Below are 25,895 nucleotides of genomic sequence, written 5' to 3' on the forward strand. Positions count from 1 at the left end.
AAACCTCTCCCATTAACCTAGAGCGTATCGAAGCCCGAGTTATTCCGCTGAACAGGTAATTCTATTCTCAAAACAAACTCCACCCCGTGTGGAGCAGGTTTCAAGCAACTTGCCTTTTGCCTCTACTTCTGAAAATCCCTTGGAGTGCATCCCACCAGCGCGTACATCTTTCATATAGCAGGCCCATCGGGGGCGCTCCTTCACTGGCTGGAGAACCACATCAGGATGGGTATTTTTAGACTGTGCTTCAACCGAAGCCTGCAAATCCAGAATCAGATCCTGCATAGAGCGGATATCCTTGCGCAACCTGGCAACCTCTTTTTTGAGCTTGCGCATTTCAGCCGCTTCTTCATTTTCATTCCTCAGGGCATGGACTTCTTTGCGAAGTTTTACCACCTCTTTTTTGATCTCGTGGATGTCTTCAGCGGCGCGATGGTTGTCGTGGGCCAGTAGCGGGGTGGAGAAAAGAGCGAGGGAAATCAAAAGGGGCAAACTACGCATGGTCTTACTTCCAGTAAAATTTCTTATCACAAGTCAATATGCTGGGAGGAATATAGCGCAGATAACCTTAACTCAAAATGAATCTTATCGAGGGAGGGTGTCAGCTAATCTCAAGGGGTTAAGCCCTGTAAGAAAAAAGGCGAACCGAAGCTCGCCTTTTCGATAGTAACTTTTGATTGACTTAATCAACCGCCAGTTAAGCTGCGCACCATGCTGATCATTACCCCCGCCGCAACCGCAGAGCCAATCACCCCAGCCACATTCGGGCCCATGGCGTGCATCAGCAAGAAGTTGTGCGGATTGGATTCGAGTCCTACTTTGTTGGATACCCGCGCAGCCATAGGCACGGCGGACACACCAGCAGAGCCAATCAAGGGGTTCACTTTGTGCTTGCTGAAGACATTCAGCAGCTTTGCCATCAGTACGCCGGCGGCGGTACCAATCGCAAAGGCGACGATACCCAGGGCGAGAATACCCAGGGTTTTTGGGTCCAGGAATTTATCCGCGGCCAGTTTGGAACCTACCGAAAGCCCCAGGAAAATCGTGGTGATATTGATCAATGCATTCTGGGCGGTATCCGAGAGGCGAGCCACCACACCGCACTCTCTCATCAGGTTACCGAAACAGAACATGCCCAGCAGTGGTGCAGCCGCCGGCAGGAACAGGGCAACCAGAATCAACAGCAGCAGCGGGAAGGTGATTTTCTCACGCTTGCTCACGTGACGCAGCTGGACCATCTCGATTTTACGCTCTTGCTCTGTGGTAAGTGCGCGCATAATGGGTGGCTGGATCATGGGCACCAATGCCATATAGGAATAGGCTGCTACCGCAATCGCACCGAGCAGATCCGGGGCCAGTATGCTGGAGACATAGATCGCCGTGGGTCCATCCGCACCACCGATAATTCCGATGGCCGCCGCATCGGCGATGGAGAAATCCATAAGGCCCGCCGCGGAGAGCCCAACGGCACCCAGTACTGTGGCAAAGATACCGAACTGGGCGGCGGCGCCCAAAAACAGAGTGCGCGGATTGGCGAGCAACGGGCCGAAGTCCGTCATGGCCCCCACCCCCATAAAGATCACCAAGGGTGCGACACCCGAGGCGATGGCCACGGAGTAAAAATTGTACAACATGCCGTTATTGAAACCGACATCCTTGGCGAACTCCGCAGCCTGCACCTGTATTGCCGCCGGTGCACTCCCCAAGGCAGCCTTTAAATCGCTGAGGCTGGCCCCACTATCGAGCCCCAAAATTTGGGCCATTTGCCCCAGAATTGCGATATTCCCCTGAGTCAGCGCGGTCTCGGCCGCGGAGAGCGCCAGGTCAGCGCCTGGAATGTTTGCCAGAATGCCGCCAAAGCCAATGGGGACCAGTAATAGCGGCTCGAATTTTTTGCGAATGGCGAGAAACAACAGCCCTAATCCCACCAGGATCATGACCAGCTGTCCCGGCGTCATTTGTGCGACGCCGGATGACTGCCAAAGACTGATTAAATTATCCACTTGCGACTCCTACCTCAGTCTAAGCGATGGACAGCAGGGCATCACCCACCGCCACGGAATCGCCCTCTTTTACCGCCACACTGGCAATACTGCCCTTGCGTGGCGCACTCACTACGGTCTCCATCTTCATGGCTTCAAGCACAATAATGGCCTGCCCTTCGGTGACTTTATCACCGGGCTTCACCATGACTTTAAAGATATTACCGGCGAGGGGCGCATTGACCGGCTCACCGCCGCTAGCCGGGGTAGCCTGCGCAGAGCCGGCCACAGGAGTGGTGGCAGCAGACGCTGGGGTTACATTGGTGAGGTCGCCACCATCAGTCACCGCAACGGTATAGCGCTGCCCTTCCACGGTGACCGTATAAATCTCTTCCCCATTTTCATTTTTCACCGCGGCATTTTCCCTGCCGGTGGGCACAGGCTCAAAGGCATCGGCATTGCCGCGATTTTTCAGGAACTTCAAACCGATCTGCGGAAAGAGTGCATAGGTGAGCACATCGTCGATCTCGCCTTCCCCCTTGGTCAGGGCAATATCCTCTGCCCCGGCTTTTTCTTGTAGCTCCAGGGCGAGCTTTTCCAATTCGGGCGCAATCAAGTCCGCAGGGCGACAGGTGACTGGCGCTGCGCCTTCCAATACGCGCACCCGTAATTCCTCATTCACCTCGGCGGGGGTGGCTCCGTACTCACCTTTCAATACCGCAGCGGTTTCTTTGGAGATCGACTTGTAGCGCTCCCCGGTTAACACGTTCAAAACCGCCTGGGTACCAACAATTTGTGACGTGGGGGTAACCAGAGGAATAAAACCGAGGTCCTGGCGAACGCGGGGAATTTCTTCGAGTACTTCATCCAGGCGATCAGCGGCACCCTGTTCGCGCAGTTGGCCCTCCATATTGGTGAGCATGCCGCCGGGCACCTGTGCTACCAAAATGCGCGAATCGACACCCCTGAGGGAGCCTTCGAATTTCACATATTTCTTGCGCACCTCGCGGAAGTACGCCGCAATCTCTTCGAGCAAATGAATATCCAGGCCGGTATCCCGCTCGGTGCCTTCAAGGATGGCGACCAGAGACTCGGTGGGACTGTGGCCGTAGGTCATGGACATGGAACTGATCGCGGTGTCTACATTGTCGATGCCCGCTTCGATACACTTGAGTGCGGTAGCCGTGGAGAGACCGGTGGTGGCATGGCACTGCATGTGAATGGGGATATCCACTGCGGCCTTCAGGCGCTTCACCAGATCATAGCCCTCGTAAGGGCGCAGCAGGCCGGCCATATCTTTAATGGCAATAGAGTCCGCACCCATATCCTCTATCTGGCGTCCCAGGTCCACCCACAGGTCCATGGTGTGTACCGGGCTTACGGTATAGGAGATGGTGCCCTGAGCATGCTTGTCCTGTTTCTTTACCGCAGCCAGCGCCGTCTTCAGATTGCGCATATCGTTCATGGCATCGAACACGCGGAAGACATCCACGCCGTTAACCGCGGCACGCTCGACAAACTTTTCCACGACGTCATCGGCGTAGTGGCGGTAGCCCAAAATATTCTGACCGCGAAACAGCATTTGCTGCGGTGTTTTGGGCATAGCTTTTTTTAGCTCGCGAATACGCTCCCAGGGATCTTCACCGAGGTAACGAATACAGGCATCAAAGGTGGCACCGCCCCAGGACTCCAGCGACCAGAAGCCGACTTGATCGAGTTTTTCCGCAATCGGCAGCATGTCGTCCAAGCGCAAGCGCGTGGCGAACAGTGACTGGTGGGCGTCACGCAGGACTACATCGGTAATCCCCAATGGCTTTTTAACCTCAGTCATGGGTTCTCTCTCTCGGCAGAAATTATTAGATGTTGTTCAGAAGCGAAAATGGGCGGCTAGCGTTTTTTTCGATGTTGATCGATCGCGCCCTTGATGATGGCATGCAAACGGGCGTTGTCATCGGCGCTGATATTTGGCGTTGCGGTGATGGGCTCCGCCTCAGGGAAGTGTCGGGTAATTATCCGGGACATAATACTGGTGCCTATTACCAGTAGCAGCAGGAACGTAAAAACAATTCCCATGCCGAACAGGGTAATGTCCAACCCCTGCTGTAAAAGAGTGTCTTGCACTGTGTATCCCCCTAAGCCTTCGGATAATACAAGGTTAATATCCGTGTGATTATTCTTCGGCCCGTGGCCGTTTCATGTTAAGCAGCCGCTATGATTGGGCGCCTATAAAAACCCCCAAACAATACCGCTAAACTTCCGCACAAATTCCAGCTTGTTCCAACTTGCCAAACACCAGGCCGCACCGAGGACAAATCCCAAAGTACCCTGCGACTGAACGCAGTGGTCTAATTGGCAATGAACGCGACTTGGCAATGAACGCGGCTGGCAATCCCTTTCACGCCCGGCAATCTAGTCGTCAAGCAGAGCAAATACAACTGTGTTGGCGGCCCCACCCCGACAAGTAACAAAACTATCTGCTGCCAGAAAGTTTCTCTGCAGCATGGAAGTGCAGTCAATTTTCTATTATCAATACAAGTTGCTTTTAAAATCAAACACTTAATGGTTTCAGTGGCAACGGTGGCGCATGGTTCATTACGCCCTTTATTGGTGCAAACACACTCGAGTTTGAGTTTACATCTCCTATGAAAAGTACCCGCGAAATGATCATTGTTACGAAATAGCGCCCACTAGCTGATAGAATATGCGCCAACCATCACACCCATTTTGCCGATTCCCAGCTTTATGACCGATAAGACTATTTCCCTGCAGCCGAAGATTTACCAGGCCCCTATGGAAGGTGTTATCGATCACCATGTGCGCAGGCTGCTCTCAACGATTGGCGGAGTCGATATCTGTGTAACCGAATTTGTGCGTGTTACCGATACCCGCCTTCCCCGCCGGGTTTTTACTCGCTTGTGCCCGGAGCTCTTGGAGGGCGCCAAAACGGCCAATGATGTCCCGGTGCGCTTGCAACTTCTGGGCGGTAATCCCGAAGCCATGGCCATCAATGCTGCCAAAGCGGTTGCCGTGGGGGCAAAGGCGATCGATCTGAATTTTGGTTGCCCAGCCAAGTCGGTCAATAACAGCGATGGGGGCGCCTGCCTATTGCAAAGCCCGCATCGGGTAGAGGCGATTGTCGGCGCTGTGCGCCGAGCCGTACCGGATCACATCCCTGTCACCGCGAAAATCCGCCTGGGGTTCAACGACCGCTCTACCTATATGGATAACGCCCTGGCCGCAGCCGCCGGTGGGGCCAATGAGTTGGCGGTTCACGCGCGCTCAAAAGTCGATGGCTACAAGCCTCCGGCCTACTGGGAATATATCGGTGAGATTCGGGAAAAACTGCAGATTCCAGTAGTCGCAAATGGCGATATCTGGACTTTGGCGGAATTTCAGCGCTGCCGCGAGCAAACCGATTGCCAGGCCTTTATGTTTGGCCGCAGCCTGCTGGCAAGGCCTGACTTGGGACTGCAAATCAAGGCCTTCTGCGCCGGGGAGAAATATCAGCCGATGACATGGCCGCAGATTGTCGAATTACTCTGGGGTTACTATCAAATTACCCGGAAAGTTTACCCGGCCAAGTATCTGGGCAATCGGATCAAGCAGTGGCTGGCCTATCTCAAGCTCGCGTTTCCAGAAGCCCAGGTATTTTTTGAGAAGCTCAAACGCCTGCGGGAAGCGGAAGCCATTGAGGCCATTTTTTTCCAAGAATTGGAGTCCCCGCAGGAAATCACTAACCAGAAAACCATTGCAGCCGCTTAAGCGACTGCAAAGTGCGTTAGAGTTCGGCCGTTGACTGGCGGCTCAGGTAAGCCGGGTTGTAATACTTTTCCGGCAAATCATGAGACTGGGCACTCTCATAAATAACCCGTGTCTCGGTGCCAGTATTGATCGTATCCTGCAGCAGCATTTCCGCCACCACCTGTCGCCCCTCTCTTTGCCCGGAAGTAAAGTGTGCAATCTTGGCCAGCTTACCGGATTTCAAATAAAGCTCGGCTTTTACCGGAAAATGACTTTCGCTATCCAGCCACAAGTTAATACGCTGGTAGCTGGCCCCTTTGGTTTTGGCGGTAAGATTTAGGAGATTGGACAGCCGATCCTGTAATGTCTCCTGCCCTGCATAAACGCCCTGATAATCCTCACTCCAGGCGAGTGTAGCCACATCCCCCACCGACGCACTGCCCAGCAGTTTTTGCATGGGAGTAATCCGTATGGGGCGGCGGCTGTGTGGCATCAGCATCCAATAGTTGTCCTGCAGCATTAACATTTTGGTGCCCTCTTCTCCCTTGCCTTTAAAGACCACCAATGACTTGCGTTGTGGTTGGATGTACACATGGTATTTATCCATACTAGCCAGCTCGCCATTTTTGTAGACCTGCACCTCTGTCACTACCCGCGCGGAATTCTCATGCAGACGGTAAAAGTCGGCTTTGGCAAGCATGGCTTCCACTTGCTGCGTGGTGTAGTTAATTTCGCTACTGGCCCCGCTTTTGGTAATTAGTGGGTTGGCCAATGCCATGGGTACTACTGCTATTACCAGAGTGATACCCAGAGGCTTCCAAATGTTTTTTATTTTCGCTAATTTATACATGGACTAATGCCTCTGTAATTGGCTTGTTGACACCTGTGCGTGCCGCCATAAAGGAAGACAAAACACAGATTGCGGCTACTGCTAATGTGATAATCCAAGCCAGGTTCATTGAGAAATACACCACCAAGGGGTAGCTCTCTGTTTTACCTGGAGGGGGCGGCATAGTGACGTCAAACACCATCAGGCCCACACTCACCGCACCCGCCAGCAAGATGCCTACGATCGCACCCACCAGGGACAACACCAATGCCTCCAACACAAAACCCAGCAGTAATTCAGTGCGAGACGTTCCCAGTGCCGAGAGAGTACCGATCTCGCGAGTTCTCTCGGTAACCGACATCACCAGGGTGTTAAAGAGAGAGACAAAAATTACCACCGCCATAATCACACCCATCAAACCAAAAATTCGGTCGTATAGGCTTTTTACTCCTTGGTAGAAGAAGGCACGATCCTCCCAGGTGGTAATTTTCAACTCTGTTGCCTGCTCAGCCAGACGCGCCTTTAATGCTTCAGTATCCTCCAGATCGTAGCCGTACAGGTGCAGGGTGCTGACCTTTTTACTATTTAGAATAAATTGGGCGGAATTTATCGAGAGATACACCTGACGCTTATCTAAATCAGGAACGCCCGTTGCAAAAACACCCTGTACTTTAAAGTCCAAGGCGTTTAAAGCTCCATCTACTGTGGTTGACATCAGGGTGACATAATCCCCCCTTTTTACATTAAGATTTTTAGCCAGATCCTTACCCAGCAGGATCTTCGGATCATTAGGATCTTCATTTTCTCTCAGAATGCCACCTTCGGTCATATTCAAAAAAGGCCCTTTTACCCGAAACTCGCTCGGTAAAATTCCCTGCCCCAAAAATATGGTCGACTTCTCGCCATTGGAGATCAAGCCATTTAAGTAGATACGCGGTTGCACCGCCTTTACCCAGCTATCGGTCATTAAGTGTTTTCTCAATTCATCCGAATTTTCCAGACCGTTTTGTAATGGGTACTCTTCATCACTGCTGAAATATCCCGGCCGGGTAAAGACCAGATGCCTCTCGCTGCGCGCTGCACCTTCTTTCAGGGATTTATAGGTGTAAAGACCAAAGCCCCCGGAAGTCATCAAAGCCATCACCACAATAGAGACAATAGCAACGGTCAAAAGGCTGCGGCGGCGATTACGCAATAAATTCAACACTGCCAGTTTTAAGCGGCGCATGGGGCTTCCTCCTGCAAAATCACACCGTCTTGTAAATTCATCACTCTGTCACAGCGCCGGGTCATACGATCATCATGGCTGGCCACAATAAAGGCCGTTTTCTGTTCGCTACCCAGATGTTTCATCAATTCAATAATCTGTTGAGCCGTTACACTATCCAAACTGGCGGTGGGCTCATCGGCAATCACCAACTTGGGCCTGTGTACCAATGCACGAGCTATCGCCACCCGTTGTTGCTGACCACCGGAGAGACGATCGGGCCGATATCGGGCAAATTCTACCAAACCCACATGATCCAACATCTGTATTACCCGCTGTTTTACCTCTGCAGAAGCCACCCCATTGAGCTGTAACGGGTAGGCGACATTTTCAAAGGCACTCATCACGGGTACCAAGTTAAATTTTTGAAAAATAAACCCCATCTGAGTGCGACGTATCTTCATCGCCTGCTGGTAGTTTCGGGTCATTAACTCACCGGCAAAGTGCACCGCACCGGAGTAATCCTGATCCAGCAAGCCACAGATGTTCAGCAGAGTGCTCTTGCCGGAGCCAGAGGGCCCACACAGGACTACCATGTTGCCGGGGCGAATGGCCAGGTTGACGTCTCGTAAAGCCTGGTGTTCTATTTCACCGGTCTTATAGGTCTTTTCTATATGTGTCAGCTGCAACATCGATCCTGCTCCAATTCCTACTACTGATTCCTACTACTGATCCTTATCCGGCTGACAAAGGGGCAGCGCCCCTCTTGTCTTGGCCTCTGCCTGCCACTCACTTTTCAGCTCAGACTTCTCCCCCAAATCCGCAGCCTCCAGGGCGCCACAGTAAATCCAACTCACCGCCTGTACCGGCATATGCGACAGTCGCGGATCCCCCATCAGCTCACCATAGAGCTCAAAACCACGATCGAAAGCATTGAAGAAAGCGGGCACCTTGGTAAACGTGGTTGCCGCAATCCCTTTAAAAAGCAAGTCACGAGGCATTCCCTTAGCCGAACGCCCTGGATTCTCTAGCTCCTCCAGCATCCGCAAGGCCTTGTCCATACGGGCAATACCATTTTCCGCATAGCCCACCTTTCTCCACGGAAGCCAGCTCTCCTTGGCCATCAACGTCTCACTGGCCCCCAGGTAAAACAAGGCAGCCGGATCTGTGGGGTTTTTCTGCTGAGCGACTTTAAAAGCTTCATAAGAAGCCTCAATGGCATCCCCACCCTGCTGCGCAGCTTTGTTGTAAAGCCCTTCCAGCTGCGCATCCAACGTGGCAAAAGCGAAAGTTGTCATGCCCAGCTGAATCAGTACCGCTGCGAAAATTTTCTTCATGTTTTCTTTCCTTGCGTTCAGGTTGAGCGCAGATTAGCGCTGGTTATGGAGGCGGTCTCGGCCGTGTGATAAAGAGCAGAGGAAAGCAATAAACGGAAGATGTTGAGGATGAATGGTATTAAAAATAGAGAATAAGCAGTAAATAGCGAAACACAAACGACAGTGCGAGAGGCTAATCCCAGGAAGGTGGTACAGTAGAACTGATTTGTAAATACTGCTTTAGAGTAAAGAATTCAATTATTTTAAACACCTACTACAATAATGCCGGATTAAAACCGTTTAAAAGGCAAGCCGACACTCACCCATCTCGGATTCAATGAAAACACCAGGCAACTGACATGTTCAATTACTTTCCGCTGCCAACTCGCTAATAAAATCAAAAGCAGAAAATTCAGGATTGTTGAGTAATTTTAGGTTCTTAACCATTTCTGGTGACAGATAGGGCTTAGCCGTGAATAGAAATTGATCTACCCCAGCCGGCGCTCCTGCCGAAACTTTAGAAGAATAGAGATTCCATACGTTATAAACTGAGAGAGAGCCCTGGGCTTTTAACCGTTTGTCTATCGCATTCATAATCAGCATTCCACACTCATAGTGAACGCGTGGATTCTTACGTGATACATCTACGTAAACTGGATTCCCCTCCAAGCTAGCAAGGCAATTTTTCTCTGCCTGCTTAATTTTCTGCGATAAGAAACCTTTGGAAATGATACTCTCGAATGCCAAGCCAGCAAAATAGTCGGCCGCCCCCTCGTGTAACCAGGATTCAGCCGTATCGCTAACATCGGCACCCTCCCTCTGATACAGATGGGCAACTTCATGGGAAAAGAGCCAAAACAATTCATCAACATCAATGGCTTCAATAACAGCCCCCTCACCATACCAATGCATAAATATCTGACCGGGCAAAGTTCCACCTTGATGCCCAGCTCGACCATCGTCTGTTGAGCTGTAAGAAGCAAACAATGCTGGCCTATAACCAAGTGCACCCATTTTATCGGCGAAGAAATTCATCAACTTTGGCAACTGAATACTCATTTGGTGCTTGAGTTTCTCTGGCAGGCGTTCATCAATCACACTAACAAAATGGTCGCTCTGTATCGGTTCTCCAGAGCCAATATAGACCTTACTCCCCTCATCGAATGCCTCCCATTCAACGCTTTCCTGATAGATCTTACCATGCAAGATAATATTATCAGGCTCAGGGGCAGCTATCGATAAATGCCACTGATTCAGGCTAGATTGACAAGATTCCGCGCAAGCAAAAAACCTTCCCGTATGCAACAGATAGCCTCCATCCGAAAATGGGGAGAAAGGGGCGTATTCTTTGGGGAGAGCAGTATACGTCGGGGTAAGATGAAAGGTAACTTCGGTAAATGCACTACCGTCTCTACGGTACACACTTTCTCCCTCGCCATCAAACTCAAACCGATACCCCTTGGAAGTAGACACCCAGCGTTTACTTCTTGAGTTATCGGGAGAGCTTTTAAAAACAAGCCTCTTTATTGGCTTTTCTGACACAAAGGTCACAAACCAGTTACCATTTTGCTTCTTTTCCAGCTTGGCACTTATATTATAGGCAACCGCCATTGAACTACTCCCTAAACACAACCATGCTGCAGCCATAGAAAATGCGAGAGTTCTTATACGACACAATGTTGTAACTATCATTTTTAACCTTATCTACAATAAACTGGCATCCTGAATTTTCGAAAAAGCCTTCAATATTTTTTTAGCATTATATCCATGAATGACCTCCCCATTAACAAGTAAAACAGGAACACCTCTTCCACCTAAGCGATCATACTGAGACCTACCCTCTCGAGATTTATCAATATCATACTCATAAAATGGTATATTGTGTTCTCTCATCAATTCACGCGACTTTTGGCAGTAACCACACCATTCGGTAGCGTAGAGAACAACCTTTCCAGAGTGCGCCGAACTGAAATCCGGCGGTGGGTTGAGGTAGCGCTCAATGGAATCCCACTTCTGGAAGACCATTAAAGCTACAGCTAATAGTAAAAGGTTTCTCATATATCTTCAGCCGAGTATGGACCAGAAAACAAACACAAGCCACACCATCAAAAACCCACCCTTCAATGATTAATTCGATTGCATTTTTTAGCAAATTAAGCGCTCATAAAGCCATGAAAATCACCCGAACCTTCAAGCTTTGACAGTAGAAATATATAAATAATTGAAGCTATAAACTGTACAATAAGATCAAACCAATGATCGGCCATACCATACCCATGCGGAATCTGTCACCCCCCATTCCAAATACACCAGAAATGCATCCGAATCTTCCTGTTCACACTTTATTTTTATCTTCATACTCCCACCAGAAATATAGTCATAGAAATACTTGTTAAAACTTCAACCCGCGAACACATATACCAATTGAAAACAGTCAAAAATGAAGACAGCCCTCACTACCCCCCCCTATATACGACACCATTGCTGACAAAGCAACATCTAAAGCAGAGGGGCAAACAAAACTATGATGGCGCAAACCTCCAACCACAACTTTTAATGGATTTGATACAAACCTAACCAGGAAGCATATAACTATCTGGGCTGCACTCTCAAAAAACCTACCCAATCCCTTTCGAATCATTAGTTAAGACCAAGAATAGAACCAAAGAAACCCAAGGCAGGAAGGCACAACCAAAGAGAACTATTTTCATCTTAGAAAAATTTGAGTCTAAAAAAGGCACAAGAAAAGGAGATGCGAATAGACATAAGGTCACTACACCTCCAACAGTAGGCACCAACTCCATCGGTACAGTTCTTTATAAAAGCAGAAAAATCCACATAATTATGCAAAACACTCTCTATAACAGCAAAAATAAACAGATCAATACACGAACAGGCTGCCGCTACAAGAGAGCTGTCCCAGAAGACGTAGGGCATGGATCTTATGATGGCAGAGCTTCACAACCTGAAAAGGGGGCTATTGCCCCCTTTTCGTTTGCCGGAATTCAGGTAGCTAAATGTGACTAAAGAAATTAACTATCGACTACTTTAATTTTTGATTTCCCATGCTCACTCACAACATCCCCATAAGTATCAGCCCTTGGGCCACTTATTTTCCGCACATCTTCATAGAGTCTCCAGCGCCCCACAAACTGGTCTTTTTCGAATTTAGTAATCAAATATCCCGCCCGATTACCTTTGCGGAATTTCATATGAGGGTTCTTCTTTAAGGCTTTCTCTGTACTGCGGTTGTCAGCGACTTCATACCAGAGTGCGCCGCCATCGCCACGGGTAAGTGAGGGCGCGGTTATTTCGACCGCAACATTATCGCGGCCGGCACTGTAATCACTGGCAAATGGATCTAAAGCTAAACCAGCTGCCATCGCTTTATGCAAACCTCCCGATAGTACAACAACATTGTTATTCAACTCCGCAAAGAGCTCCAGCAGCCATTGGTGAGATTGCGGGTAAGCTCGCCAGGCACTGGGTGAATAATTATCCCACCACTCAAAGACTGGTGCTCCCGAGCAGACAATGCGCCAACGTGCTGTTGATGTACGAATAGCCTGTTCGAACCAGACGGCCTGTTCCTGACCAATAATACTGCGACCGGGAAAGTCGTACTGTTCAAAGATTGGCTGACGCTTCCTGAGGTTATCCGGCATATCTTTGATCGGCACATCGCGATCATAAAAACACATATCCAAAAAGAAGATATCGGCCAGTTCACCATAAGGCACAGAGCGCCATATTCGCTTGGGGGCAATATACCGGATGGGCATCCACAGAAAGAAAGTTTCCACGGCAATCTCCATCGCCTCATGAAAATCTGCCCCATTTATTGCTGGCCCTTCTCGCCAAACACCATTTCTTAAATCGCCATCATCCCAGATTACCATCCAGGTATGTTTTTGGTGCGCCTGCTGTAAGAAAGCATCCTTCCTAATCTCGGAGTAGCGGGCTCTATAACTCTCACGGTCATATTTAAAATCGGAGTAACCAAACTTACGATAATCACCAGAATTGGAGGAAGCGTAGGAGTAATCCCCAAGATGAATCACCGCATCAATATTTTGCTCTCTTTCCACCATATCCCGATAGCCGACAAACTCACCGTGTTCAAAGTGCGAACAGGATGTCACGATAAATTTTAGGGTATCGGCAGCCGTACTATTTTGTGGCGCAAGTTTTAGCCGACCAACAGGTGAAATCTGATCTCGGTATTTAAACCGATAAGCATAATTTCGGCCATAGTTCAACTCGGTTACATCGAGCTTAACAGTAAAATCTTTTGATTCATCGGTTTGCGCATAGCCAGTTGACACGATCTGTTCAAAGGCATCATCCAGCGCAACTTCCCAATACACCAGCGGTGTTTCTTCCTCAGTAGTTACTCTGGTCCAAATGATCGCGGATTTCTCGGTTGGATCACCGGAGGCCACACCGTGTAAAAAGTGTTCTGAATTGCTGACTGCCCCCGTATATTCGTATCTTTTTCCAGCACTATTCGTCCAAGCCGATGACGCCATAGCAGATACTGTCAATAGCCCACCCCATTTTAGTAAAGTCCGTCGATCTATTTTCTTCATAAGTTTATTCATTCACCAGAATCTTAGAATATTGCCCAGCAAGTTAAACAAACCCACATTACAGGGAAGTGACATCCATTAAAAACTTTAGCTTTACCAGCACAACCAACTCACCCCAACCACACAACAAAGCAATGCTAGACATTTCCTTTTAAAGGACACCGCTAAAAACTCGGCAAACAGCTACAAAACAACGTTCAAAAGGAGACGATGGAAACAACAGGATAAGTAAAAACAAAGAATTAACGATATAGAGGGCAGAAAAGTCCCTAAAGAGAATATAAAAACCCTATAGCCACCAAAGCGACCCAAGATTTATTACATAGATAAATCCACCAAAAAATCTTGTTTATTTTTTGAGAGAAAGCAATCTAATTCTTATCCATTGAACGACCACCGACTCATAACCTCAGGAAAACTCCTGCTTTTCCATCCATGGAATAATTCTCTCAAAGGCTTCTTCAATATTTTCGATGGAGGTTGCATAACTAAATCGAAGTGCATTGCGGCATGACTCACCAAAGGTATCGCCAGCAATGGTACAGACCCCCGTCTCCCGCAACATTCGCAGTGCAACATTGTTACCATTCACTCCTTCGGGTAACGATGGGAATAAATAGAAAGCGCCTTCCGGCATATAGCCCTCAAGATAGGGCGTCTGTTCCACCAGTTGCACCAATCTATTTCGTCTTTTTTTGTAAGTTTTAATGATATCGGCAATAAAACTCCGATCACCTTTTAATGCGGCTACGCCAGCCCACTGGCAGGGTGTATTCGCAACCGTGGTGGTAAACATATGGTAACGACGTAGCTTACGTATCACGCCCTGGCTGGCAATCATCCAACCAATTCTCATACCGGCCATGCTAAAGGTTTTGGAGAAACTGCTGATAATAATTACGTGATCTAAATCAGAACAGCAGGATAGTACTCCGGCGTAATCACGGTCATCGTAAATCAAGTGATCGTAGACTTCATCGCTTATCACAAAAATACCGCGATAAGCTGCTTCCTGTACAATGGTTTCAACGGTCTCACGAGGGTACACGGTGCCGGTGGGATTACTGGGTGAATTTAAGACCACGGCATGGGTATTGTTATCGAAAGCATCAATCACCTCTTGAGGGTCCAGCTGGTGATTATTTTCCGCGCGGGTGGGAATATAGTGCACTTCACCACCGTTCATACGGATTAATGGTGCGTACAATAAAAAGGATGGATCAGCCATAATAAACTCGCGCCCCGGCGCCGACATGGCTGTTAATGCCAGATAAATGGCTTCGGTTGCCCCTGTGGTAACGAGTATATTTTCCGGCGTTATTTTACGGCCATAGCGCTCACCGTTATAGTCGGCCAGTGCGTCGAGCAGTTCTGGTAAACCCGCATCCATGGTGTAGCCCGTTTGTCCGGCCTGCACCGCATCCACGGTGGCCTGGATAACATGGGGCGGCGCGGGCGAATCTGGCTGACCGATGGACAAGTGAATCACATCATCCATCGTAGCGGCCAGATTCACCATCTTACGAATACCGGGTACCGGAATCGTCAATAGCGCCGGGTTCCAGACCGGGTCTTCTGATTCATAAAAATCAAATTCCAGCCGGCTCACGCGCTTTCTCCCTCCGCGACATCAACATAAAAGAGCTTTGGACGCTTTTCTGTCAGGGGCGCGGCCAGTTGGTAGGCCTGCCCCGCACGTAGAACGTTAACATCCTCGAAACGTCGACCTACGAATTGCAGGCCGATCGGCAGTCCACTGGATGAGAAACCACAGGGCACAGAAAGAGCCGGCTGACCTGTCATATTGAATGGGTAGGTAAACGGTGTCCACGAAGGCCAGCGAGTGCTGGGCCAGCCCTCCGGCACCTCGCAACCGGCCTTAAACGCGGTGATCGGCAACGTCGGCGTCACTAACAGATCGTACTTGCTATGAAAATGAGCCATGTGCTCGCTTAATACTGCACGCTCATTCACTGCGGCCAAATAGTCGAGCATCGAAAGCTGCGAGGCCTTTTCAGCTACAGCGACCAACTGTGTATCCATAAGTGCACGCTGACGCTTGCTTATGGAGCGCAGGGCATTAGCAGCGCCGCCGTAAAACAGGTGGCCAAAAGCGGCAAGTGGATCATCAAATCCCGGTGCCACTTCGGTAACTTCGGCTCCGAGGGACTGCAACAGATCGGCAGCATCCTGAACAGCCCGCTCCACATCGCGCTCATTTTGTACATATCCCAGAGTGGCGCTATAGGCGATTTTCAAACCCTTAAGCAGTTCTTGCGGCTCACCGGAAATGGCCTTTAGGTAATCGATATTACGCCGTGGAATCGCATTGGTATCCCGGTTATCGGCTTCACTCAATACGTTCATCAGCAACGCGCAATCGGACACTGTCCAGGCCATGGGGCCCGCATGTGCCAGGGTGCCAAACGGACTCGCCGGCCAATGGGGCACCTCACCAAAGCTCGGCTTGAGCCCAACAAGACCACAAAACCCTGCGGGGATACGAATCGAGCCACCCGCATCGGTGCCAAGGGCCAAAGGTCCCATACCCAAGACTACGGCAGCAGCACTGCCACCGCTGGAACCACCGGCGGTTTTACTGGCGTCCCAGGGATTGCGGGTAATGCCATCAACGGGGTTATCCGTTACCCCCTTCCAACCAAACTCTGGCGTGGTGGTCTTACCCAAGGGGATATAGCCATTGCGGTTTAAAGCCGCAATACTGGGGGCCTCTTTACCCAGCGTGGACTTCGGATCAATTGTTTTTGAGCCCTTGATCGTGGGCCACATGGGGGTAAGAAAGACATCTTTGATGGCCACCGGTACGCCGTCCAGCACGCCGCGTGTCTCACCTCGACTGTAGCGCTGGGCCGATTCGTGAGCGGAAGCTAAAGTGATTTCCCTATCCACCAGGCAGTAGGCATTCACTGTGGGGTTACAAGAGTCAATCTGCTTGAGCAGAGCTTCTGTGACATCCACCGGAGAAAATGACTTGTCGTTATATCCTTGCAGTAATTCCAAGGCCGTCATACGGACAAAATCATTCATCGGTCCATCCTCTTATTTTTCCGTTTATGCCCCTATCGTAGTACCGGCCAACACGGCGCCTGGTATATTCACGTGGACTGAACCGCCCCGAGCTTAAAATGCCTCTGAAACGGTATTCACAATTTCTTGCCTAAGAGATATCTCACTTAAATAGAGAAACAAGAATTAAGATATTCTGGAGTGATTCTGCGATACCTCCTCTGCCTAGCAATGACTTTATATCGGTATACAGCGGATTTAGTGGCTAATAAAGAAAGGACATCCCGGCAATATCGATTGGCGGCAAAAGGACCCTCAATATTTAAAAGAAGTCGATTTCGCCCCATTCACCTACTTGTCATTATCAGCCAGCTCGAGGGAAGCCCGTAAGGCAGAGGCGGCGCTGCTTGAGCACCAGTCAAACTATTGAGCCCTTAGAATGGTTGAGGATTGATAAACCGGACCGCTAGGCGGAAGTCACCCCCTGGGCATCACAGCGGGAAGACCCACCTGTAATTTTTCTGCCCAAGGTTGCAGGTCACGCATAATTGAGGGGTAAAGCTCCACACCCTCGCGCAATTGCCGCGTGCGCATAGCCCAGGCACGCTGGCCCGGCACTCGTACCGGGTTGGCATCCTCACTGCGGTTCTGCTCCCATAAGCCGCTCAGGGCCACAGCCTGGCGCAGAAAATCAGCCCGAGGGCCAAAAGCCTGGGGATCGATTACCTGTAGAAAAACCGAGTTTGCCTCCTTATCCTCACGGGCAGATTCATCTGCGCGCCCATATCCTCCCAGTGCCATTGATAACACCTCCAACATGGCACTCAGTGCGGCCCCCTTGTAGCCGTGGTCAGCCCCACCAAGCGGCAGAATACTGCCGCCTTGTTCGAAAACCTGCGGGTCGTCGGAAAGTTTGCCATCGGAGCCCTTAAGACAGATTGACGGCATATTTCTCTTTTCACGTTTTGCACGGGCCACATAGGCACCAGCAGTAACAGACATGCTGATATCGAAAAGCAGAGGGTAATCCCCAGCCGGTGCGGCAAATGCCAATGGGTTAGCCGAGAACAGAGGATCGAGCCCCCCCTGTGGCGAAACAGTATTCTCCCCCGGTGTGGAACAGGTCAGAATAGCGACATAACCGGCCTCGATAATTTGTGGCAGATAGGCCGCCAGGCAAGCGATATGCTGGCTCCGCCGTATACTGGCAGTAACCACCCCCCATTCCGGTATTCGTTGCAATGCCTGCTCAATTGCCTTGGTGAGCACCCAGGGACCCGGCAAATATTGTGCATCCCAGTTGAAGCAGTTACCGCGGTCGGAGAGCACCAATGGTTCGCCGCTAATCCGGGATTCACCACTTTGCAGCCACTCTAAATTACTCACTACCCGCTGTAAGCCGTGGGTAGTAAAGCCGAGGAGATCCGCCTGTAAAAAAACACCCGCCATGATGTCGGCACGTTCTTCAGCCAACCCCACCCGCTGGAATAAAGTGCTGGCGAATTGCTGTAGTTCTCTAGCGGGATAGCAAACAGACATATTGACTCCAAGTTATTTACCAATTGAAAAATGGCGAACTAATAAACGGACATTCGATAAGGAGGGCTACCTAGTGGCTAGTTTTATTACCAACCTACAAACTACTCATGACCTCACCCAGAACAATGGGCATGTCTCATTGATCCCTGATTAATCAATCCACTTAAGATAAAATACAGCATTGCCTGAGGAGTCTGAGAGATTTCTTAATATTTGATCGACTAAATCATAAGATTCAACATGACAACTCTCTCTCATTACACCATGATTTCCACCTATTGCAAACATGATATCCAGTACCTTATCACGCTTGTTATTAACACTTTCCACAATGGTTCGAGCATTTTAATAAATATCACCTCGATACTTCAAAGTTGCCGCATAAGAAAACTCAGAAATAACCATCAGGCCAATAAGAGCAACTATACGGATCTATTTCCTACACTACAGATACAAAACTAAAATCTACATAGATTTGAACAAAGCGGCAGCCCTGCGACTAACCGTAAATTTCTGTCCATCATTCATAATCACAGTTGCCGACCCGGTTAGACCTCGAGTTATTTTCTCAATACGTTTAACGCAAACAATGGTGGATCGGTGTATCTGCCAGAAAAGATCAGGCTGTAACTGAGTCATCAATTCCTTAAGCGGGGTGCGAATAATATGCTGGCCCTGACTGGAATATACAGTGGTGTACTTATCTTCTGCTACAAAGGCAGAGACTTCATCGCAGGCGATTAAGTGCACGTCCTCCCCTTTACTGGCCCGAATCCAGTACAGGTATTCAGGCTTAACGGTGCTTAGTTGGCGCAGCAAGGCTTCGATATCCAGGCTTTCTTGATCGCCTTCCTCGACGCTATTGGCCAACCGCGCTCTGATACGGTCACAGGCAAGCTGTAAACGCTTTTCCTCAATAGGCTTCAGAAGATAATCTACAGCCTCTTGCTCAAAGGCGCTTACCGCATATTCATCGTAGGCGGTAATAAAAACCACTAGGGGTTTACTAACCAACTGATTGAGCGCGGTGGCAACGCCTATACCATTCAAGCCAGGCATGCGGATATCGAGAAATACTACATCCGGTTTCACATCCTGACAGAGAGCCAATACCTCTTCGCCACTGGCTGCCTTGCCCGCAACCTCAAGCTCCGGAAAAACATCGGCCAGCATTTTATCAAGATGGTGACGCAACAGGGGTTCATCGTCAGCGATTATTGCGCGCATGGAAACTCCAGTCGGGCAGTGACTCCGCCCAGCTTATTATTACTTATCTGCAACTTACCTTTTCCTTGGTAAAGAGCGGCAAGCCGCTCCTTAATGCTCTTTAGCGCCAAACCATTGTGTGTACCTAGTTTGGGCCTGTTGGTGTCAGACTGCAAACCGATACCATTGTCTTCGACCTCTATTACCCATTGCCCCTCCTCCCTAGCCACCTTGAGAAAAACCAGGCCGCACTTGGACGAGGGTTCTATACCGTGGAAAATAGCATTTTCCACTAAGGGCTGAACCAGTAAAGGAGGCACGACTGAGGTGAGGTTTATTTCCTTGGCAATTTCGATCCTATATTGAAGCCGTTCACCCAGGCGAATTTGTTGAATGGCCAAGTAACTCTCGAGGCTACTGAATTCATCCTTTAACGACACATGATCAGAGCGGGATTTATTTAGACTAAAACGTAAAAGGTCACTAAAATTATCCAGCAGCAACTCGGCTTTTTGTGGGTCGTGACGTATCAGCATTTTTAGATTAGCGAGTGTATTAAAGAGAAAGTGCGGCTCTATCTGACTCTGCAACACCTTCAATTGACTCTGTACAAACGCTTTTTGTTGCTGTGCCTGGCGTAATTCCGCCTCCCTGCGCTCTGTCTCCAGCTGATGCGTCTGTTCTCGGTTGAGATAAAATTGGTACAACAAAGTGGTAACAAAAGCAGCAATGATCAGTAAATTAATCAGAATATCAATCGCTGGGAAAGCCTTAAAGCCGGCAATCCACCACCAAGCATGGATGGTACCCAGTACAATTGTTACCAAAACGATTACTATATATTTCAATTTATGGGGCCAACTTGGCTTTAAGTGCTCAATTAATTTTCGGGAGGAAAACCCAACAAAGCCATAAGCCAGAGAAATAGCAAAATTCATATAGTAACTACCACTCCATACCGCCTTAGTAATCAGCGCCACAGCAACGCAAAGAACCAGGGTACGTAAATACTCGCTCAATACTTTCAGCATAATTTTTCTAAAACGTTCTATTCGTGGTTAAAGTCACAAGGGTTTTAATCGGTAATTGTGCCAAATAAGAATTTTTCGCGCCGCCAAAATACCTTACTGATCCGTCAAGAGTCCAATAGCCTCTTAATTCACGGCTACAACCGACAGTGACAACCACGCCTCTGTCTTCTGGAGAATATAAAAGATCTAGCTTTGGGTTGTAGCGATGATTGGATGCACTCCAGTGCAGCATCAGGTTATGGCGGTTGCGCCCCTCACCTAAAAAAGCCGCAGCCCAGGTATATCTGGTACTATCCCACTGCGACCCTTGATCACGATACCAATGGGCGTTATTCGCCAATTCTTGCCAGTCTTGTGCCCGCCATGCGCGGCTATCGTACCAGTACTCTGCAATTAGCGAATGCCCCTCGCTATGGGTCCAGGTCATTCCCAACAGGGCTTGCCAACCATCGCGGCGCTCCTCCTCAATAGATGGGGCAGCGGCTTCCGGAAAGCTAGGCTCTTTCCATTGCTTGTAACGCTGCTGATAACGTCCTTCTGTGTGTAGCTCCCAAGATTCTCCATAGGTCGTTACCAAGCTACCCCCAATACTCAGCCCGCGCTGATCATCCAGGTAACCGAGTAACTGCCACTCGTTTACACCCCCCAACTGATACCAGCGCACCGCCAACCCTCTGGGTAACCCTGTATCATGGAACCGACTTGCATTGGCATCCACCAGCATTAAGCTCAGCTCCCCACTCTCTGTAAAGCGGCTGGCAGAGACTACGGCAACGCCTTCATTTGTATGCAAATAAACCGGGTTACGCTCCACGGGCAGGAATACATCCACGGGACGATGAGCATAACTCACACCGAAACCCAGTCGACGCTTACCAGCCATTAAATCCCAACCAGACCAGTCGCCCTGCCAAAACAACTCCTCCACAACCAGCTCACTACTCTCGCCCTGACCACTTTCTGCCTCATACAGAAAGGATAACTGACCCTCCCAATCGCCGTATTGAAGGGCTCCCTGTAATTTCAGCTGCCGAGCATAGCCGGATTCGGCATCGGAAATGGCAGTATCGGATTTACTTTCGGCCTTCACGGCCATAGCCAGTATCCATTGCTGGGAAATTGATTGAGCGTGAGGCGCCCCCATATAAAACGTAAGTGGCAACAGCCCAAAAGTAATCCATTTCATCTTAACCTCCAATTTAATGAAGGCAATTTAACAGTGCGTGTCACTAGCGCCGGAACAAAATATTAATGGTTCATAGATGTGATCAATAGCCTCAGAAGCAGATAAGTGGTGAAGAATAACTACCGAGCCATTGAGTTAGGGGTTGGCTTATTACCTCCGAATCAGGTTGATGAAGGCAACTCAATAAAAGATAAATAACCTGACCTTGACCCATTTGTCACCCAATGCAAATTATTCACCGCATGGAATCGGCAAAAACTCTTACACCTCCCGGTTACGCACTTATCCCATATGACAGCCCTAAGGGGTGATACTTTTTAGCCTGTAGCGACTAAGACGGCATAGATTCCCCCATTGAACACAACTGATGGAACCGTACCACTTAGTGGGAGTCCACCATTTATCCATTTACCGGCCAATACCTTATAGAGATAAATCGGGGGAGCAATGCCAGGTTCAATAAAAATCATTACCGCAGTCGCTTTAGCCACCTTTCTGACAGCTTGCAGTGGCGGCTCCAGCAGTAGCGGTGGTTCAGACAACAAACAAAACAACAATGACAGCAGTACAGACACGGGGTCAGGAGACAGCAGCACAGATACTGATACCGGTGACTATTCATTTAATCCCGCCACTCCTCTGGCTACATTGGTGGTAGGCAATAATGAGTATGCACAGGGGACCTTACAGCTTGAAAATACTGACAGTAAAAGTCCCTCCTTCCAAGCTGGCACTTTTACCGGGGAATATGGCGATTTCAAACTCTACGAGAGTGGTAATTGGGAATATCGGCTGAACAGTAACACCAACACACTAAATAACGGCGCCTCGGTTCAAGACACCCTTACCTTTCTCCTGAGCAATGGTGATCGACTCTCAGTGAATTTTTCGATTCAGACTGTAGTGGCCACTCAAAACAGCATTGTATTTGTTCTAGTCAATTTTTCAGATACCTCCGTTACCGATGACGTCAGTATTTCCGATCTCGCGAATATGACCTTTAACGATATAGACTCTCTCGATAACGCCTATAAAGAAAACTCTCTGGGGCAACTGAAATTTCAGCGCCACTTAAGTAACAACAACACCCTGGCACAGTACTGTTATGGCGAAGAAAACAAGGAAGAAAGCTCGATTGACTGTTTTGTATATAGCATTCCAGATAGTCAAAATGGCGGTATATTAAGCTTGGATAGTGCGCAAGCACGTGCCGGAAACTCGCAGGATGGTCAATATTCCGATGGTGGTTACACTTGGCGAGATAATGCAACAGCCTGGATTGAGAGCAATTTTGTCGATGCCAATAATCGCCCAGTGGACCTGGGTGATTGGCGTCACAGAGTATTTATATTTCCAGACGCTGCCTATCGAGCGGGATTAATTGGCTCTGGAGTAGCCGCAGTCAATGGCCGCTGGAGCATCATCACCGCCGATAGCGATCAATTAATATTGGGCCATGAGCTTGGACACAATATTGGCTTGGGTCACGCAGGCAACGATGATAACAACGATGGGGATACCAACGATCGTGGCGAAAACGAATACGGGGCCAGTGCCGTTTTTATGGGCAACAGCTGGGAATCCCGTTTATTTGGTAGCGCCCACAGGGACTACATGGGGTGGTATAACAAATTCCCAGGCTATACGACGACTATAGCCAGATCACTAGGAAACACCTCAGAAATCCAAGTGCAGGCTATCGAGCTGACTGCCGGCGAACTGAATAGTAACCTACCACAACTCCTAAAAGTAGAGAGCAGCGGCAGTGCGAATGGGGAAAATCATTATTTTGTGGAATACCATATTGCCCACAACACCTTAAATCCACGACCCCAACAGGCCAATCAGGTTACGATACACTACCTTCAAGACAGAACAGCAAACCAGGTGGCAACTCTGGAAGAACCGGGAAGTACTTTCACGGACACCTCTGCCGGTATCACTATTGAATTTATTTCCAGAGACAGCACCAATAAGACCGCTACGATTTCGGTCAATTATTCTAACTAAAAGGAAGGTATAAACATGAGATATCTAACCATCTTATTAGCCACTTTCTTCCTGGCAGCCTATGCCTACGGGGAAGAAACAGTGACCGGTATACTCGAGGAAGAAATTTCGGAAAATTTCCAAACCGGAAAGATTGATCACCGATTTTCTATTAAAGATGAGACTACAGGAAAATATTATTTTATAGATGCCAAGGAAGCCAAAGATAAAGGCATGAAATCTGGTGAGCGAGTCCGAATTCGCGGGGACAAGCATGAAAATCGTAGAATTCGAATCAGGGAATCCCAGAGGATTCACCTCGAAGAATAAATCTAGGTAGTCCGACCATTTAAAAAAAGCGTCAGGGCACTGGATTCATCAAGCTAGCCCTGGCTGCACAAAAAACCACTTGAACAGAGTTCATTCTCAATACGCAATAAGACGCCCGGTCTTTGCTATTCTTTGATAAGTTGCACCAAGGAAGCTGCCAATCTCAACCATTGGCGATGTAATTACCAGGGAGTAGCGAATGAAAAAATTGATATCAATCGTTCTGGGTGTCGTCTTATTTACCCCTTTCTCTGCTCAAGCCGTCTGGACAGGGGAAGCACGGATCGATCTTCTTAAGGTTCACAGCCGGGGAGTGAACATTAGACTTAAAGGTTTTGAAAACATCAATACCGAGGTGGCCTGCCTTGACACTAGGACTTTCATTCTAGTGAGTGACAACTCTAACATTTATGACACCAAAGTCTCCTTTCTACTTTCTGCCTATATGTCCAAAACCTCAGTAAATTTAAGTTACTACGGATGCTATGAGGACAAAATCCAGCTGAGTTCCATTATGATTAGAGACTAATCACAGATAGATAGTCTCAAGGGAGAAGGTTTATCTCCCTTGAGACTTTAGTGGTTTATCGCTTAAGAGAGTGTCCGTCGTTGGTGGGTAGGATCACTCATCTATCTTTACAAGACATAGGGACGACAAAAATACCTTTCCGCCATTCATCCTTAGCGTTTATCCCTCACAACTCCCCCCTCAGATCTATATACTTATCTTTACAACCGCAGGCAAAACTCAAGGTAGATAACTTCGCACCCGATCTGATAAGCTTGTCAGTCTTGACCGCCATATAACGCGGCTGGGCACACCTAGGGGTGGCTCATTAAGGGATCAAAATGAAAATAATTAAAATATTGCTAACCAGCTTAATTATTCTGGCAGCCCAGCTGGTGCAAGCCGGCACCGCTGAACCCAGAACGTTTACTCGCCAAGGCATTCTATCCTACAACTTTCACTCTGATTTGCTGGGGCGAGGGTTCGTTATTGATGTGCTACTGCCTCTCTCTTTTAACCCTGAAGAGAGCACCAAATATCCAGTGATTTATATGACCGATGGTTATATGAATTTCCCTATGGTGGCACCAAACTTAATCCATGAACAAGTCCCAGATGAACAAGGTAAGACCAAGCTCCCGCCAGTTATTCTTGTAGGCATCTCACATCCCCTAGATACCCCCAACTTCACTTTGCGTTTAACAGATTTTACTCCAGTACCGGGAGAGATCCGGGGGAACACGTTAGGTGGAGGAGCCAATCAATTTCTAGAATTTTTGGAGAACGAGCTTAAACCATTCATTAACAACTCCTTTATGGGTGATGAGAATGACGAAACGCTGGCTGGCCACTCCCTCGGCGGACTCTTAGCCCTACATGCCCTTTTCTCTCACACCGATAGCTTTGATCGCTATGTGATCGGAAGCCCGAGCATCTGGTGGGCCGATAAGCAAATTCTCGAAAGTGAGTTCGCCTACGCCGAACGTCAGGCCGACCTACCCAAGAGTGTGTATATGTTTATCGGAGGAGAGGAGGTCTGCCTAGAGGAAGGAGAGGTATGTGGCGTTCAGGACTTCAGAGACCTGGCCCAACGACTCAAGTCCCGTAACTATGAAAATCTAACTCTACGCAGGCGAGTCATTAAGGGCGAAAACCATGATACGGTAGTAAACCCTGGTTATGACAAGGGGATTGAGCAGGTTTTTAAAGCCAAAGTGCTACCACGGAAGTATTCTTTTTGACCAATCATGGAGCCTTATAGCAGAGAAGTGCTACAGGGCCCTGACTACTGGTCTTACTTGCTATCTAGCACTATTAACTCGGCGGACAAATAGTTCTATTATGCTGCATATTTAATCGATTCATGCCGGAAGTAGGATGCTACACGCGCAGGTTTCTTTTGTAACATTCTCATG

Annotated in this window: 21 protein-coding genes; 4 read left to right on the plus strand and 17 right to left on the minus strand. The window is 48.8% G+C overall.

Annotation, left to right across the window (positions count from 1 at the left end):
* Positions 1 to 39 precede the first annotated feature (39 nt).
* The 4 genes from Q1A69_RS13015 to Q1A69_RS13030 form a co-directional block, all read right to left on the minus strand.
* On the minus strand, positions 40 to 501 hold the full coding sequence (locus tag Q1A69_RS13015; protein WP_299585992.1) for a hypothetical protein: 462 nt from the start codon (positions 499 to 501) through the stop codon (positions 40 to 42).
* A 185-nt stretch (positions 502 to 686) separates the two neighbouring features.
* The gene (locus Q1A69_RS13020) at positions 687 to 2,003 is read right to left on the minus strand and encodes a sodium ion-translocating decarboxylase subunit beta (RefSeq protein ID WP_299585994.1); all 1,317 of its coding nucleotides are present in this window, start codon (positions 2,001 to 2,003) and stop codon (positions 687 to 689) included.
* Between the two features lie 19 nt (positions 2,004 to 2,022).
* A complete protein-coding gene (gene oadA / locus Q1A69_RS13025) occupies positions 2,023 to 3,813 on the minus strand; it encodes a sodium-extruding oxaloacetate decarboxylase subunit alpha (RefSeq protein ID WP_299585995.1) in 1,791 nt (596 codons plus the stop codon).
* Positions 3,814 to 3,869: 56 nt separating this feature from the next.
* Complete coding sequence (locus tag Q1A69_RS13030; RefSeq protein WP_299585998.1) at positions 3,870 to 4,103, minus strand: OadG family transporter subunit; 234 nt, start codon at positions 4,101 to 4,103, stop codon at positions 3,870 to 3,872.
* Between the two features lie 621 nt (positions 4,104 to 4,724).
* Here Q1A69_RS13030 and Q1A69_RS13035 point away from each other — a divergent pair.
* Positions 4,725 to 5,744, plus strand: a complete 1,020-nt coding sequence (locus Q1A69_RS13035; protein WP_299586000.1) for a tRNA-dihydrouridine synthase — start codon at positions 4,725 to 4,727, stop codon at positions 5,742 to 5,744.
* A gap of 16 nt (positions 5,745 to 5,760) precedes the next feature.
* Here Q1A69_RS13035 and Q1A69_RS13040 read toward each other — a convergent pair whose 3' ends face one another.
* The 13 genes from Q1A69_RS13040 to Q1A69_RS13100 all read right to left on the minus strand — a co-directional run bounded on the left by Q1A69_RS13040 (position 5,761) and on the right by Q1A69_RS13100 (position 21,653).
* Complete coding sequence (locus tag Q1A69_RS13040; RefSeq protein ID WP_299586003.1) at positions 5,761 to 6,573, minus strand: outer membrane lipoprotein-sorting protein; 813 nt, start codon at positions 6,571 to 6,573, stop codon at positions 5,761 to 5,763.
* Complete coding sequence (locus Q1A69_RS13045; RefSeq protein WP_299586006.1) at positions 6,566 to 7,780, minus strand: FtsX-like permease family protein; 1,215 nt, start codon at positions 7,778 to 7,780, stop codon at positions 6,566 to 6,568. Before Q1A69_RS13045 ends, Q1A69_RS13040 begins: the two co-directional genes overlap by 8 nt.
* Positions 7,768 to 8,451 (minus strand): ABC transporter ATP-binding protein, encoded by a 684-nt coding sequence (locus Q1A69_RS13050; protein ID WP_299586008.1) that lies wholly within the window; start codon positions 8,449 to 8,451, stop codon positions 7,768 to 7,770. The genes Q1A69_RS13045 and Q1A69_RS13050 overlap by 13 nt, the downstream gene beginning before the upstream one ends.
* 33 nt (positions 8,452 to 8,484) lie before the next feature.
* Positions 8,485 to 9,096, minus strand: coding sequence for a hypothetical protein (locus Q1A69_RS13055; protein WP_299586010.1), 612 nt, complete (start codon positions 9,094 to 9,096; stop codon positions 8,485 to 8,487).
* A 342-nt stretch (positions 9,097 to 9,438) separates the two neighbouring features.
* Entirely contained in the window at positions 9,439 to 10,686 is a 1,248-nt protein-coding gene (locus Q1A69_RS13060; protein ID WP_299586013.1) for a hypothetical protein, read from the minus strand.
* Between the two features lie 93 nt (positions 10,687 to 10,779).
* Positions 10,780 to 11,133, minus strand: coding sequence for a glutaredoxin family protein (locus Q1A69_RS13065; RefSeq protein WP_299586015.1), 354 nt, complete (start codon positions 11,131 to 11,133; stop codon positions 10,780 to 10,782).
* Positions 11,134 to 12,107: 974 nt separating this feature from the next.
* On the minus strand, positions 12,108 to 13,676 hold the full coding sequence (locus Q1A69_RS13070) for an alkaline phosphatase D family protein (protein WP_299586018.1): 1,569 nt from the start codon (positions 13,674 to 13,676) through the stop codon (positions 12,108 to 12,110).
* 397 nt (positions 13,677 to 14,073) lie between these two features.
* Entirely contained in the window at positions 14,074 to 15,273 is a 1,200-nt protein-coding gene (locus tag Q1A69_RS13075; RefSeq protein WP_299586020.1) for a pyridoxal phosphate-dependent aminotransferase, read from the minus strand.
* Positions 15,270 to 16,712, minus strand: coding sequence for an amidase (locus Q1A69_RS13080; protein ID WP_299586023.1), 1,443 nt, complete (start codon positions 16,710 to 16,712; stop codon positions 15,270 to 15,272). Before Q1A69_RS13080 ends, Q1A69_RS13075 begins: the two co-directional genes overlap by 4 nt.
* Positions 16,713 to 17,168: 456 nt before the next feature.
* Positions 17,169 to 18,230, minus strand: a complete 1,062-nt coding sequence (locus Q1A69_RS13085; RefSeq protein WP_299586026.1) for an Ldh family oxidoreductase — start codon at positions 18,228 to 18,230, stop codon at positions 17,169 to 17,171.
* A 465-nt stretch (positions 18,231 to 18,695) separates the two neighbouring features.
* Positions 18,696 to 19,457 carry a LytTR family DNA-binding domain-containing protein gene (locus Q1A69_RS13090; RefSeq protein ID WP_299586029.1) on the minus strand — a complete coding sequence of 254 codons (762 nt, stop codon included), beginning with the start codon at positions 19,455 to 19,457 and terminating at the stop codon, positions 18,696 to 18,698.
* Complete coding sequence (locus Q1A69_RS13095; protein ID WP_299586032.1) at positions 19,445 to 20,467, minus strand: histidine kinase; 1,023 nt, start codon at positions 20,465 to 20,467, stop codon at positions 19,445 to 19,447. Before Q1A69_RS13095 ends, Q1A69_RS13090 begins: the two co-directional genes overlap by 13 nt.
* 7 nt (positions 20,468 to 20,474) lie before the next feature.
* Positions 20,475 to 21,653, minus strand: coding sequence for a hypothetical protein (locus tag Q1A69_RS13100; RefSeq protein ID WP_299586035.1), 1,179 nt, complete (start codon positions 21,651 to 21,653; stop codon positions 20,475 to 20,477).
* Positions 21,654 to 22,100: 447 nt separating this feature from the next.
* Here Q1A69_RS13100 and Q1A69_RS13105 point away from each other — a divergent pair, with 447 nt between their 5' ends.
* From Q1A69_RS13105 to Q1A69_RS13115, 3 genes are all read left to right on the plus strand, one after another.
* Positions 22,101 to 23,663: a VCBS domain-containing protein gene (locus Q1A69_RS13105; protein ID WP_299586037.1), complete on the plus strand. Its 1,563-nt coding sequence runs from the start codon at positions 22,101 to 22,103 to the stop codon at positions 23,661 to 23,663.
* 15 nt (positions 23,664 to 23,678) lie between these two features.
* Entirely contained in the window at positions 23,679 to 23,972 is a 294-nt protein-coding gene (locus tag Q1A69_RS13110) for a hypothetical protein (RefSeq protein ID WP_299586040.1), read from the plus strand.
* An 849-nt stretch (positions 23,973 to 24,821) separates the two neighbouring features.
* Positions 24,822 to 25,721, plus strand: a complete 900-nt coding sequence (locus tag Q1A69_RS13115; protein WP_299586043.1) for an alpha/beta hydrolase-fold protein — start codon at positions 24,822 to 24,824, stop codon at positions 25,719 to 25,721.
* The last annotated feature ends 174 nt before the right edge of the window (positions 25,722 to 25,895 follow it).

Origin of the sequence: uncultured Microbulbifer sp. (assembly GCF_947498635.1) — a bacterium.
Lineage (GTDB): Bacteria > Pseudomonadota > Gammaproteobacteria > Pseudomonadales > Cellvibrionaceae > Microbulbifer > Microbulbifer echini.

Excerpts from the sequence above, each read along its gene's own strand:
- Q1A69_RS13015 (WP_299585992.1), bottom strand. The coding sequence starts at position 501 with ATGCGTAGTTTGCCCCTTTTGATTTCCCTCGCTCTTTTCTCCACCCCG.
- oadA (WP_299585995.1), bottom strand. The coding sequence starts at position 3,813 with ATGACTGAGGTTAAAAAGCCATTGGGGATTACCGATGTAGTCCTGCGT.
- Q1A69_RS13035 (WP_299586000.1), top strand. The coding sequence starts at position 4,725 with ATGACCGATAAGACTATTTCCCTGCAGCCGAAGATTTACCAGGCCCCT.
- Q1A69_RS13040 (WP_299586003.1), bottom strand. The coding sequence starts at position 6,573 with ATGTATAAATTAGCGAAAATAAAAAACATTTGGAAGCCTCTGGGTATC.
- Q1A69_RS13045 (WP_299586006.1), bottom strand. The coding sequence starts at position 7,780 with ATGCGCCGCTTAAAACTGGCAGTGTTGAATTTATTGCGTAATCGCCGC.
- Q1A69_RS13050 (WP_299586008.1), bottom strand. The coding sequence starts at position 8,451 with ATGTTGCAGCTGACACATATAGAAAAGACCTATAAGACCGGTGAAATA.
- Q1A69_RS13055 (WP_299586010.1), bottom strand. The coding sequence starts at position 9,096 with ATGAAGAAAATTTTCGCAGCGGTACTGATTCAGCTGGGCATGACAACT.
- Q1A69_RS13060 (WP_299586013.1), bottom strand. The coding sequence starts at position 10,686 with ATGGCGGTTGCCTATAATATAAGTGCCAAGCTGGAAAAGAAGCAAAAT.
- Q1A69_RS13065 (WP_299586015.1), bottom strand. The coding sequence starts at position 11,133 with ATGAGAAACCTTTTACTATTAGCTGTAGCTTTAATGGTCTTCCAGAAG.
- Q1A69_RS13070 (WP_299586018.1), bottom strand. The coding sequence starts at position 13,676 with ATGAATAAACTTATGAAGAAAATAGATCGACGGACTTTACTAAAATGG.
- Q1A69_RS13080 (WP_299586023.1), bottom strand. The coding sequence starts at position 16,712 with ATGAATGATTTTGTCCGTATGACGGCCTTGGAATTACTGCAAGGATAT.
- Q1A69_RS13085 (WP_299586026.1), bottom strand. The coding sequence starts at position 18,230 with ATGTCTGTTTGCTATCCCGCTAGAGAACTACAGCAATTCGCCAGCACT.
- Q1A69_RS13090 (WP_299586029.1), bottom strand. The coding sequence starts at position 19,457 with ATGCGCGCAATAATCGCTGACGATGAACCCCTGTTGCGTCACCATCTT.
- Q1A69_RS13095 (WP_299586032.1), bottom strand. The coding sequence starts at position 20,467 with ATGCTGAAAGTATTGAGCGAGTATTTACGTACCCTGGTTCTTTGCGTT.
- Q1A69_RS13100 (WP_299586035.1), bottom strand. The coding sequence starts at position 21,653 with ATGAAATGGATTACTTTTGGGCTGTTGCCACTTACGTTTTATATGGGG.
- Q1A69_RS13105 (WP_299586037.1), top strand. The coding sequence starts at position 22,101 with ATGCCAGGTTCAATAAAAATCATTACCGCAGTCGCTTTAGCCACCTTT.
- Q1A69_RS13110 (WP_299586040.1), top strand. The coding sequence starts at position 23,679 with ATGAGATATCTAACCATCTTATTAGCCACTTTCTTCCTGGCAGCCTAT.
- Q1A69_RS13115 (WP_299586043.1), top strand. The coding sequence starts at position 24,822 with ATGAAAATAATTAAAATATTGCTAACCAGCTTAATTATTCTGGCAGCC.